At 49.0% G+C, this 13,102-nt stretch carries 9 protein-coding genes; 6 read left to right on the top strand and 3 right to left on the bottom strand.

Annotation, left to right across the window (positions count from 1 at the left end; all coding sequences use genetic code 11):
- Positions 1-302: 302 nt before the first annotated feature.
- Positions 303-815, top strand: coding sequence for a porin family protein (locus tag ACU52_RS14075; protein WP_021853436.1), 513 nt, complete (start codon positions 303-305; stop codon positions 813-815).
- 240 nt (positions 816-1,055) lie between these two features.
- Here ACU52_RS14075 and ACU52_RS14070 read toward each other — a convergent pair whose 3' ends face one another.
- The 3 genes from ACU52_RS14070 to ACU52_RS14055 all read right to left on the bottom strand — a co-directional run bounded on the left by ACU52_RS14070 (position 1,056) and on the right by ACU52_RS14055 (position 5,696).
- Positions 1,056-1,808, bottom strand: coding sequence for a LytR/AlgR family response regulator transcription factor (locus ACU52_RS14070; RefSeq protein ID WP_021853437.1), 753 nt, complete (start codon positions 1,806-1,808; stop codon positions 1,056-1,058).
- Between the two features lie 21 nt (positions 1,809-1,829).
- Positions 1,830-3,788: a tetratricopeptide repeat-containing sensor histidine kinase gene (locus ACU52_RS14065; protein ID WP_162207789.1), complete on the bottom strand. Its 1,959-nt coding sequence runs from the start codon at positions 3,786-3,788 to the stop codon at positions 1,830-1,832.
- A gap of 897 nt (positions 3,789-4,685) precedes the next feature.
- The gene (locus tag ACU52_RS14055; RefSeq protein ID WP_021853439.1) at positions 4,686-5,696 is read right to left on the bottom strand and encodes an aspartate-semialdehyde dehydrogenase; all 1,011 of its coding nucleotides are present in this window, start codon (positions 5,694-5,696) and stop codon (positions 4,686-4,688) included.
- 137 nt (positions 5,697-5,833) lie between these two features.
- Here ACU52_RS14055 and ACU52_RS14050 point away from each other — a divergent pair, with 137 nt between their 5' ends.
- The 5 genes from ACU52_RS14050 (at position 5,834) to ACU52_RS14030 (ending at position 12,126) form a co-directional block, all read left to right on the top strand.
- Positions 5,834-7,957, top strand: a complete 2,124-nt coding sequence (locus ACU52_RS14050; RefSeq protein WP_053399249.1) for a cation:proton antiporter — start codon at positions 5,834-5,836, stop codon at positions 7,955-7,957.
- A 48-nt stretch (positions 7,958-8,005) separates the two neighbouring features.
- A complete protein-coding gene (locus ACU52_RS14045; RefSeq protein WP_053399248.1) occupies positions 8,006-8,773 on the top strand; it encodes an ABC transporter ATP-binding protein in 768 nt (255 codons plus the stop codon).
- 66 nt (positions 8,774-8,839) lie between these two features.
- A complete protein-coding gene (locus tag ACU52_RS14040; protein WP_053399247.1) occupies positions 8,840-9,685 on the top strand; it encodes a CvfB family protein in 846 nt (281 codons plus the stop codon).
- Positions 9,686-9,766: 81 nt separating this feature from the next.
- Positions 9,767-10,660, top strand: a complete 894-nt coding sequence (locus ACU52_RS14035; protein WP_053399246.1) for an NAD(P)-dependent oxidoreductase — start codon at positions 9,767-9,769, stop codon at positions 10,658-10,660.
- A 425-nt stretch (positions 10,661-11,085) separates the two neighbouring features.
- On the top strand, positions 11,086-12,126 hold the full coding sequence (locus tag ACU52_RS14030; protein ID WP_021853445.1) for a tyrosine-type recombinase/integrase: 1,041 nt from the start codon (positions 11,086-11,088) through the stop codon (positions 12,124-12,126).
- Positions 12,127-13,102 lie beyond the last annotated feature (976 nt).

Here is a 13,102-nt window from a genome sequence, read left to right as displayed (position 1 = left end):
GATATAGGCACCCGATATACAAAAAAAAGCGGATTTGATGGTTAATTTACGACCTGCGCCCGTGTATCCGACTGAACATTTGCATCATTTTATCTACGCCGACTTGTAGAGATAAGGCATCTTGATTTCAGGTCTCTTCACTCTATTTTTCGACCAAATAAGCCATAAGACGGCAGTATAAGCACATTTTGATACAAAAAAGTATATTTAACTTACATTTTGTGTTTGTCATTAAAAAAGAATTCGTATATTTGCGGCATAGAGTTTTAAATCAAGTATTATTAACCAAAAAAGAATCGACTATGAAAAAGATTTTATTGGTAGCCCTTTTTGCAATAGTTGCAATAGGCGCAAGTGCACAGAAGAACATCACTATATGGTGGGGTGGAAACGTTTCTGACGTTGACGGCGACTTCAACACGAAGTCTGAATTTAAAGCTTTGAATATCGGTGTATCTTATACAGCTCCAATTGACAACTCGTTCGACTGGTCGGTAGGTGCAGCTTATGTTACTAAAGGATGCAAGGACTGGGATCCGGGCTTCATACAGCTCGAAGGAAACGGTGCGTGGAACTTCGTTAAGGGCGGCGACGCCAAAGTTGGCCTCTTCACCGGTCCGTATGTAAGCTTCCTCGTTGCAAAAGATGACATGGAAAGCGCCAACACATTCGACATCGGATGGCAGGGAGGTGTGGCAGCAGCCTATAAGTTCCTGTCGTTTAAGGTTGGATATGAATACGGCTTCTGCAATCTTGTTGATGAGATTGACGGAAAAGCAGGCGACTTCTTCTTCAGAGTTGGAGTTAACTTCTAAGATTATATAAAACAAAAAATGGCGTCCGACCAAAAGTCAGACGCCTTTTTTATTATGCATAAACCACAAGAAATATGAGTTGCAATCTACGAACATTAGTTGTCTGCAACAAATCTGCTATGCAGGCCGGTGGTTATAATATTCAATGCCGGCCAAGTTTCACTGCGCCAATCAAGTATTTTACAACCGACATAAGAACTGTATGCGCCATAAAAAAGCCCATTATCATGACCGGCAGACTTATAACGCACTGAAACGTTTGATAAGTTTGCGGCGATAAAAGCGGCCCACCTTGACATAGTCGATATTGTCAAACGGCGGATAAAAGCGGCAGATGTTGTCGCACACCTCCATAAGATAGTTGATGTTGATGATGTATTTCTGGCTTACCTGTATGAAGCTGCTGTCAATGCCGAGCAGCACGTCCTTGTTGACATTGCGCTTCAGGCGCATGGGTTTGTCGCATCCGGCAGCCACCGCCATCCATACCCGCGTGTCGTGATCGTAGGAAAACACGCAGATGTCGCGTATCTGCACCAGACGGAAGTCAACGGTATTAGTGTAGAACAGCAGTTTGTCGTTGCCGTTTTTTATGATGCTGTCGTCCTTTATCACCGCGGCCTTCTCGCTGTCGCGCTCCTCATAGAAGCGGCTTATCACGGTGTCGAGTTCCTTGTCGTCAACAGGTTTTAGCAGAAAGTCGAACGCCTTGTTGCGGAAAGCCGGGAGCATATAGTCAGTATAGGCGGTGTATATCACCACATGGCAGGGCCACTCGGCCAGATCGTTAAACTGCGAGAGAAACTCTATGCCGGTCATATCGGGAAGCTCAACATCGAGAAAGAGCAGGTCGGGCTTGTGTCTCATTATCATGTCGAGACCCTCCTCGCCTGTTCCGGCAGTGGCAACGACGCTCACATCGGGATATTTCTGCAGCTTGTCCACCAGGTTGTCTATTGCCGCCTGAGTGTCGTCTACGATTATTGCGTTCATAATATACGGTTGTTTGCTATACTAAGAATTTTTTAGTCCAAGCGGCAAGCTCAGCGATACCTCGCATCCGGCCACCTTGCCGTCATCGCCGGTAAGGTTTCTTATGCCTAATCTTATCTTGCGCTTGTTGTTACGGTTAATTATGTTTATAGAACTTCTTATCACCTTGAGTCCGGTGCCCGTTGAGTTAGGGTCGCTGTGGCGTATGTCGAACCCGGCGCCATTGTCGGTCACGGCGATGTTGCAGCGTGAGCCTTCCATCACTACGCTCACCCTGAGCGACTTGTGTCCGGCTCGCCTTTTCAGCCCGTGCTTAATGGCATTCTCAACGAGTATCTGTATGAACATCGACGGCACCATGACATTCTGAAGCACATCATCCGGCGGCGCCTCGACGCTGAACTCGAAGTCGTCGCCTATGGACGAGCGCTCCACGCTGATATAATAGCGCACAAAGCCCAGTTCCTCCTTAAGCGACACGTAATATTTGTCAGACATCTTTAGGTTGGCCCTTATCAGCTTGGTCAGTGCCATCAGTTCGTCAGCGTCACGGCTTCCGGTCTTTGATATGCTGTTGTTGAGCACGTTGAAGATGAAATGGGGCGATATGCGGCTGCGGGCATTGGCCAGCTTAAGCTGCATGAGCTGCATGTAGGTCTGCAGCCTGCGCTTGCGCATGTATGTCAGCAGATAGAGGAACAGCAACACCAGCATGACGGCAGCCAGCGCCACCACATACATCACCCATCGCGCCCTGCGTATGTCGGCGTCCTTGCCCTGCAGCACAATCTGATGATGCAGCTTCAGCGTGTCCTGCGTGTATCGCATCATGATTTCCGACGTACGCATATTTGCGGTGTTATGCTTGAGCGAGTCGTTGCGCTCAATGCTCCCCATAAGGTTTTCGTATGCCTTCTTATAGTTTCCGGTCTTGGCATAATACTCGCGCAGATAGCGCTGGCGTATGTTCACAAGGTTGAAGTCAACCACGGTATTGATATTTTCCGCCTCGAGTATACGTCTGACCTCATTGACATCACCTTTTTTCAGTGCAAGCCCTATGCGTATCGTGTGGCAGTAATATATCGCCATGTCGTCGTTTATGCTGCCGAAGAAGGTTTCTGCCTCGTCGAGATACTTGTATGCCTCTGCCATGTTGCCGAGATTGAGATATACGTCGGCCATGTTTACCTTGCACAGATACATCTCGTAGCTCTGCTCCATGCGGCTCTGCTCAAGCAGTTTCTTGAGCCTAAGGAATATGGCCAGGGCCGACGGATAGTCTTCGGCGTAATAGTAATAGTTGCCGTAGTTGTTAAGGAAGTAGAGCTTCAGGTTGAGCGGCATTAGTCCGAAGTTGCGGTCGGACACCTGATAGCAGCGCAGAGCCTCCTTGAAGTCGCCCAGATTGAGATATATACGGCCAAGCCCCATATACAGGCTAACGTTGGTCTCCTTGGGCAGGCGCAGCGAGTCAGAAAGATAAAGGGCCCGTCTGTACCACATGGCGGCATGCGGCATGTCGTTGACTGCCACGTAGGCATCGCCGAGATTGGCGCATACGTCAGGCAGGCGATACTCCATGTCGCTGCCCATGATACATTCGTACGACTTATGATATAAATCTATTGTCTCATGCGGATTGTAATGAAACTTGTGATAATATGAGCCTTTGGCATTATATAAGAAGCCCATCATGCCCCTGACGCGCGGCGTGGGCTTCTGCCGCTTCAGAAATCCGAACGGCCCGTCCCAGTTGAGCCTCATCGTGTCGGGCGAATCGAGCGACACTCTGTAGCGCAGCCAGCGCAGGTAGAAGTCGTAATAGTCGAGGCTGTCGGCAGCATTGGCCATGCCCTCACGCATGGTGCGCATGACATATTCCGACTTAACGAATATCGAGTCGTCAAGACTCTTCAGAGCCGCCTCGTGCTCCGGTTTGCGCTCATCGCCGCGCTTTCCGTCGTCTGAACACGACATGACCGACATGCACAGCAAGGCGGCAACCGCCGAAACGGCCGCCAGCCTGCACAACGAGGTACAGGCATGAACATATAAACTGATAGCGCCGGTCACTTTCACTTACGCTGAAAAATCTCTTAAACTTATGACTTCAAATAATACAAAACCGACACAAAGTTAACAAAAAATTACTTAAACAGGTATCTTTATTTGATTAAATTACGGTTATTGTCAATGTTTTGAAATGTATTTCAGCAGATTTTAGGGGTAAACGGCCATAACATGTAAACGTCTGGTTTACAGACATAAACGTATTCTTCATGATTTGCACATACAGACGACCCTATCTTCAGGCTATAACGCCCCACCCGACCTGGCCGCAGCAGGCACAATAACACCATGAATAATACTGCTGTAGGGGCACGTTATGCCGTACTGATTCACGGCCGTTATCATACGTAAATGTAAAAGACGGCAAATCAGCCTGCAAAAGGTGGCCTTTCATGACGCAAAAGACGGTATTTTAGGCTCTAAAAGGGCACCTTTTACAAAGCCGCTGATATTCAGCACGTTACAATCAGGCAGCCAACATGCCGACAGACTTGCACTACTATGGCGGAAACTCTGCCTCACAGCATCGCGGAAAAACGAAAAATCACCGGACGGCAGACTTATCGCCCGGAGCCTTTCTGCCGGCAATCCTTACGTCATCATCCTGCTACATGTGCATAGCTGCAATCCGTACGGCAGGCGTGCCTTATCTCTGTATATCAGAAACGCGTCAACGACAGTCTGCCATTAGCCCCGAGACGGACAATAATCAAGGCTGCCGCCATAAGAAAACGACAATGCCCGGCACAGCCGCTAAGGCCGTGTCCGGGCATTGAATCTGTTTATCAGAATGCTACATTAAAATTATTTCACGTTTCCTACCTTTATCAGATATTCGGCTATCTGAACGGCATTGAGCGCAGCGCCCTTGCGTATCTGGTCGCCGCTGAGCCAGAATGTCAGTCCGTTCTCGTCGGCCAGGTCTTTTCTTACACGGCCAACATATACGTCGTCCTTGCCTGCTGTGTCGAGCGGCATGGGATAAACCAGGTTAGAGGGATCGTCCTCGAGCGTTACGCCGGGAGCAGCGGCCAGAGCCTTCTGAGCCTCCTCAACGCTGATGGGGCGCTCTGTCTCGATCCACACTGACTCAGAGTGGGCACGGAGCGATGACACACGCACGCACATGGCAGAACACTTAACGTCGCTGTGCATAATCTTGCGTGTCTCGTTAAACATCTTCATCTCCTCCTTGGTGTATCCGTTGGGCTGGAACACGTCTATCTGAGGAATTACGTTGTAAGCCAGCTGATGGGGGAACTTGCTCACGGTTACGGGCTTGCCGTCGATAATCTCCTTATACTGCTGCTGCAGTTCGGCCATAGCCGCAGCACCCGCGCCGCTTGCGCTCTGGTAGCTTGCTATGTGTATGCGGCGTATGTGGCTGAGCTGCTCGAGCGGCTGCAGAACCACCACCATCATTATTGTCGTACAGTTAGGGTTGGCAATGATGCCGCGCGGACGCTTGAGGGCATCCTCGGCGTTGCACTCAGGTACAACCAGAGGCACGTCGTCGTCCATGCGGAACGCGCTCGAGTTGTCAATCATCACGGCTCCATACTTTGTTATGTCGGCGGCAAACTCTTTTGAAGTGCCGGCTCCGGCCGACGTGAAGGCTATGTCCACGTCCTTGAAGTCGTCGTTATGCTGAAGCAGTTTTACCTCATACTCTTTTCCCTTAAAAACATATTTCCGGCCTGCCGAACGCTCTGAACCGAACAGCACAAGGTCGTCAAGCGGAAAATTTCTTTCTGCGAGAACGCGGAGGAACTCTTGTCCAACAGCGCCGCTCGCGCCAACAATTGCTACTTTCATTTATCGCTTATTTTTATTACAAAATATATTAATCTGCTAATTATTCGGTACAAAAGTACAACTTTTAGCCCAATCACTGCAAAAATATGATTTTTTTTTGCACTTTTGCATATAGATTTGCAACATAACGAATATTTATGCCGGATATATCGCAATTTTTCCCCATAACAGCCCCGACGTTGATATTCTTCGTCGTGCTGTGCATCATTCTCTTCGCACCCATAATAATGGGCAAGCTGCGCATACCCCATATCGTGGGTATGGTGCTGGCCGGAGTCATCGTCGGGCCCCACGGGTTCAACATCCTTGCCAAGGACAGCTCGTTCGACCTGTTCGGGCATGTGGGCCTCTACTACATCATGTTCCTTGCCGGACTCGAGATGAACATGAGCAACTTCAGAAAAAACAGGCTGCGGACGTTTACCCACGGCATCATGGCCTTCGTTATACCTATGGCCATGGGCTTCGTGTTCAACACGGCCGTGCTGAAATACAGTTTCTTAACATCGGTGCTGTTGGCCAGTATGTATGCCTCTCACACGCTGATAGCCTATCCGACCATCCTGCGCTACGGCCTGTCCAACCAGCGCAGCGTCACGATAGCCGTGGGAGCTACGGCCATCACCGACACGCTTACGCTGCTCGTGCTTGCCATTGTGGGCGGAATGTTCAAGGGCGAGATAACCAGCAGCTTCTGGATCATGCTGTTTCTGAAGATTGCGGTGGTGTTCTTCATCATAATATTCTATTTTCCGCGCATTGCCCAGTACTTCTTCCAGAGGTATGAAGACAACGTCACGCAGTTTATCTTCGTGCTGGCCATGACGTTCCTCGGCTCGGTGATGATGGAGATGATAGGCATGGAAGGGCTGCTCGGCGCCTTCCTTACGGGTCTGGTGCTCAACAGATACGTGCCCAACATATCGCCGCTGATGACTCACCTTGAATTTGTGGGCAACGCCATATTCATCCCCTATTTCCTCATCGGCGTGGGCATGCTCGTCAACGTTAAGATACTGTTCGGCGGACTGGGCACGCTCGAGGTGGCAGCAGTGATGATTGTGGTGGCCCTGTCGAGCAAGTGGATAGCATCGCTGTTCACGCAGAAGCTGTTCGGCATGCGGGCCATTGAGCGCGAGCTGATATACGGCTTGAGCAACGCACAGGCAGGAGCTACGCTTGCCGCAGTGCTCGTGGGCTACAACCTGATATTGCCCAACGGCCAGCGCCTGCTCAACGACGACGTGCTCAACGGCACTATCATACTTATCCTCGTTACGTGCATATTCAGCTCGTTCACAACGGAGCGTGCCGCCAAGAAAATAGCTCTCGAAACCAAGAGCAGCCTGCCTAAGGACGAAACCGCTGATGACGAGAAGATAATGATACCGATGAGGTATCCTGAAACGGCCGAAAACCTGATTAAGATGGCGTCGCTGATGCGCAACCGCAAGCTCAACCGCGGCGTGGTGGCGCTCAACGTGGTCTACGACGACGACAACCGCCTGATGTATCAGGAGCGCGGACGGCAGCTGCTGGAGCATATAACCAAGGTGGCCAACTACTCGGGCATGATGGTGCAGACGCAGGTAAGAATAGCCACAAACATCAGCAACGGCATAAAGCACGCCTTCATGGAGTTTAACGCGTCAGAGCTTATCATGGGCATGCACATACGCCAGGAGGTGTCGAAGAAGTTCTGGGGCGAGTTCATACAGAGCATCTTCAGCGGTCTTAACCGCCAGATAACCATCGTGCAGTGTCTCACGCCGCTCAACACGCTGAGGCGCATACAGGTGGCCGTGCCGTCGCGAGCCGAATACGAGCCGGGATTCTACCGCTGGCTGGAGCGTCTCTCGCGCATGGCCGAGAACCTTGAGTGCCGCATACAGTTCCACGCAAAGCACGAGACGCTGTCGCTCATCAACGAGTATATACAGAACCGCCATCCTAGCGTGAGGGCCGAATACACATACATGGCCCACTGGAACGAGCTGCCGGGACTGGCCGACAACGTGAACGAAGACCACATGTTCGTGGTTATCACCGCACGTAAGGGCACCATATCATACAAGAACGCGCTTGAGCGTCTGCCGGAGGAGATTACGCGATACTTCGCAGGCAAGAGCCTCATGATAATCTTCCCCGACCAGTATGGCGAACCGCTGGGCGCAATGACCTATGCTGAGCCTCAGCATCACGAACAGCCTAGCGCATACGAGGTGCTGCTGACATGGGTAAGGAAAAAATTCAAGATATAAACAACTCTCTACATAACGACAACAAGCAAACAAAGAAACAGAAAAAGCATGATAGATATAAAAGGCATAACCAAGAGCTTCGGCTCGCTGCAGGTGCTTAAGGGCATCGACCTGCACATAGGCAAGGGCGAAGTGGTGAGCATCGTCGGACCGAGCGGTGCCGGCAAGACCACACTGCTGCAGATAATAGGCACACTCGACAAGCCCGACAGCGGACAGATAATAATAGACGGCACCGACGTGAGCCGCCTTAACCGCAAGAAGCTGTCAGAGTTCAGAAATCAGCGCATAGGCTTCGTGTTTCAGTTCCACCAGCTTCTGCCTGAGTTCACCGCGCTCGAGAACATCATGATACCGGCCTTGATTGGCGGAAAATCGCGCAGCGAGGCAAAGAAGAAGGCCGAAGCCCTGCTCGACTTCATGGGGCTGGCCGACCGCGCAAAGCATAAGCCCAACGAGCTATCAGGCGGCGAGAAGCAGCGTGTGGCAGTGGCACGCGCACTGGTAAACGACCCTGCCGTTATTCTTGCCGACGAACCGTCGGGCAGTCTCGACTCGAAGAACAAGGAGGAACTGCACCAGCTGTTCTTCAGTCTGCGCGACAAACTCGGACAGACATTCGTGATTGTAACGCATGACGAAAACCTGGCAAAAATTACCGACCGCACAATAGCCATGCGCGACGGCATGCTCGAGACCGACGTCAATGCCGCAGCCGACGCTGCAACGGCAGCTAGCAGCAGCACCGCCACAACCGACAACGACACGGACGGAGCTGACCGTGCGGACGAAAATGCCGACGGCAAGGCCGAATAGAACGCAGAAAAGAACTGCGAGGCAACAAACATTTGTATTAATAAAAATCAAACACCGATAAAGAATATGGACTTCATAAAACTTGGCGACTACAACCTCATGAAGGTTGTCAAGAAAGTAGACTTCGGAATGTATCTCGACGGAGGCGACGAAGGCGAGGTGCTGCTGCCGCAGCGCTACGTGCCCGAAGGATGTAAGGTTGGCGACGAGCTCAACGTGTTTATCTATCTCGACAACGAAGAAAGGCTCGTAGCCACTACGCTCACGCCGCTGGCCAAGGTTGGCGACTTTGCCTTCCTCAACGTGGCATGGGTGAACGAGTATGGAGCCTTCCTCAACTGGGGACTGATGAAAGACCTCTTCTGCCCGTTCCGTGAACAGAAAATGAAGATGGAAACAGGCAAAGGCTACATCGTGCACGTACACCTCGACAGCGAGAGCTACCGCATAGTGGCCTCGGCCAAGATAGAGCGCTACTTCAGCAACGAGCAACCCGAATACAGACAGGGCGACGAGGTGAGCCTGCTGGTATGGCAGAAAACCGACCTCGGATTCAAGGTGATAATAGACAACAAATATCCGGGACTTGTCTACAAGGACCAGATATTCAAGGATATACACACCGGCGACAGGATGAAGGGATACATAGGCACAATAAGACCCGACGGCAAGATAGACGTGACGCTGCAGCCTACGGGACGCAAGATGACAACAGAATTCAGCGAGGTGCTCCTGCAATATATGAAAGAACACGACGGCGTGTGCCGCCTGACAGACAAGAGCCCGGCTGAAGACATCTACAAGACCTTCCAGGTGAGCAAGAAGAACTATAAGAAAGCCGTGGGCGATCTCTACAAGCGCAGGCTTATCTCTCTGTTCGACGACTGCATAGCGCTCACACAGGACGAATGACAAAAGCGCACGGCAGCACAACAGCAGGTCTGCCGTGGCGGAAACGATAAAAAAGTATATTATAAGTAAAGGCTAACGACAATGAGAAAATTCAGAAAATTAGTGGCTATAGAGCCGATAAAGATGATTCCGGAGGCTATAGACAGCCTCGGGCGGTATGCCGACGAGGTGATCATCCACAGCGATATGCCACAAACCGCTGATGAGACAGCAGCACGCATAGGCGATGCCGATGCCGCGCTGGTAAGCTTCACTACGGCCATAACCGCAGAAATCCTTGCCAAATGCCCATGCCTGAAATACGTAGGCATGTGCTGCTCGCTCTATTCACCCGAAAGCGCAAACGTAGACATCCACTATGCCGACGGACACGGAATAACCGTAACCGGCATACGCGACTACGGCGACGAGGGCGTGATAGAATACGTGGTAAGCGAGCTTGCCAGATGCCTTCACGGCTTCGGTCAGCCTGCATGGTTCGGCGCACCAAGCGAGATAACCGGCCTGAAAGCCGGCGTGGTGGGCCTGGGCAAGTCAGGAGGCATGATAGCAGACGCCATGAAGTTCTTCGGAGCCGAGGTGGGCTACTTTGCACGCAGCCAGAAGCCCGCAGCCGAGGCTAAAGGCTACAGGTTTATGCCCCTGGACGAACTGGTTGGATGGAGCGACGTGATATTCTGCTGCCTCAACCGCAACACCGTGCTGCTGCACGAAAAGCAGTTTGAACTTATGGGCGACCATAAGATACTCTTCAACACAGGCCTGTCGCCGGCATGGGACGAACCTGCATTCGAAAAATGGCTCGACCGCGACAACATCTGTTTCTGCGACACCACAGGAGCGGCCGGCAGCGAGCGCATGCAAAGCCACAGGCACATGCACTGCATGGGCGTATCGTCAGGACTTACAAAGCAGTCGTATGAACGGCTCAGCCAAAAAGTTCTGGCAAACATAGAGAACTATCTGAAAGATTAGGAACTAGCTGAACATCAACATAAAAGAGGGAAGTGAAAGTAAAGGAGTTAATATATAACTTTGAAGACTTGATTACCTGCATCGGTAAAATGCAACGACACTATCACAGCCTGGCACTGCAAACAGGCTGACGGTTAAAACACCTTACTTAAACACAGCATCCCAAAGTCCCTCTACAAAACAGAGCATAAGCCAACACACCTCAAAGCTTATGCCCTGTTTTTTTGATTTCAGCCTAAGAAGTCAATAAAACAAAATTAATTAACAATAAATGCAACGACAAATGAAAACAAATATAACAACGACAGACAAAAAACCTGCAATAAAACGAGAGGAATGCATCTGCAATCAATTAAGGAATGCACCTCCTCATTTCACCGGATGTAAATTTACTTGTTTATTAAGTTTAAATTTTCAACAGCAAAATGACTACAATTAGAATTAAACTTTCTCCTCAGCTTATAAAGATGGGAGAAGAAGAACTTCTCATCGAAATAGATGAGAGCGTTCTGTCAGAAGAAAAGCTGCAAGTCAAGAAAGACAGATATTTGTTCCTATACATGGAGAAAATAATCAAAGAACTTGAAAGCAACAAGCAAAGCAGCACGGCAGATAACTACAAGAGCACGCTAAAAAGCTTTAAGCGATTCAGAAAAGGCAAGAACATCACGCTCGGCAAAATCAACGACAAGATGATGCAGCAATATGAGATGTATCTGAAAAACGAAGGAATAAAGATGAACACGATATCCTTCTACATGAGAGTGATGCGTGCGGTATATAACAGGGCGGTGAACGACGGACTCGCCACGGAGAAACAGCCGTTCAGGAACGTCTACACCGGGATTGACAAGACCGAGAAAAGAGCCATACCGCTGCAGACCATAAAGGCCATAAAGGAGCTCTATATGCCGTCGAGAGCATTACACTTTGCCAGAGACATGTTTCTCTTCAGTTTCTACACCCGCGGAATGTCGTTCATAGACATGGCTTATCTTAAAAAGACCGACCTAAGCAACGGCATACTGACATACAAGCGGCGCAAGACCAAGCAGCAGCTCTCAATAAAATGGGAGAAATGCATGCAGGAAATAGTTAACAAATGGCCATCGTACAACGACTATCTGCTGCCGATAATTACGATACCCGGAAAAGAAGAGAGAATGCAGTATAAGAGTTGCCAGAAGAACGTGAACATGCAACTCGACAAGATATCCAAAATGCTGAAAATGCGAAAAGGCATAACCATGTATGTGGCACGTCACTCATGGGCAAGCATTGCAAAAAACATGAACATCCCCATAGGAGTGATAAGCGACAGCATGGGGCACACATCGCTAAAGACCACACAGATTTACCTCAGCGCAATTGACATGGATGTCATAAATAAGGCCAACCTGAAGATATTGAATAAAATAGAGAAAAGGAACGAAGAGACAAAGCGATTTTCGCAAACCGTAAAATAAAAGTCTCATAAATCTGCAAACGACTAATTGGATATAAATACAAACAGCCTAAGCACACGTGCTTCAAAAAAACAATAACTTTACATACCGAATTGAAAAACTAACACCCAGGCTGTATGAAACTCTGAATAACTAATTATTAATTATTTAATCTAATATCATTTATAAAAATTGCCAACATTATGAAATGTCTTATACAACTTAAAACATCTAATATTTAGAGAATCGGTATTTCTGCGTCTTACGCACGCAGACAATCAGCATTGCAAGCGCCTCTAACGATTGAAAATATCATCACAAAGACGTCTTGCACTACATTGTAAAAAAGCCACAACAGATATCCGTGGCAATTTACACAATTTACCAATACGTAATCACCCTCAGGCATTACGCCACCATAAAACAGACGGCGTTGCAGAGATTAAAATACAGGAGTCTGCCCTATCCGGGACAGCTTTCACATTAATAATAAGGGTGCTAAAATATGGCGTTTGTCAACGGCACACATTCTATTAACTAACAGCATCCGGTGAAACATCATGATGTGCTGAACGCCATTACGCAAAATATTGATAAAGATTATTAATTAAAAAGTACAACAAAACGGCGGAGGATGTGCTCTACACTCATCTCCCGCCGTTACTGTGTTACATACGGGCCGACACATCAAACGCAGCATTCCACATTAGTTGCAGCTAAACAGAACCTTGCTATAGCAATGAAACATTGGCATAAATAATAATGTTACAGAATGCAGATAGCATATACACGGCAAGTTGTATTCACTGCAAAAGGTGCCAAAACGCAATGCGAAAGGGCATGTTTTACAATATGAAATGCGGCAAATTAGAATGTAAAAGGTATGCTTTTACAACAAAAAACATAAACAGGAAAGTAAAGCGAAAAAGTTTTTTGTATAAACTCATCACTCGTCACAAAGCCTCATAACTCACTGCATGTCAGCATATTAGACTGT

Origin of the sequence: Xylanibacter rarus, assembly GCF_001275135.1 — a bacterium.
Lineage (GTDB): Bacteria > Bacteroidota > Bacteroidia > Bacteroidales > Bacteroidaceae > Prevotella > Prevotella rara.
This window is presented reverse-complemented; position numbering and strand designations above follow the sequence as displayed.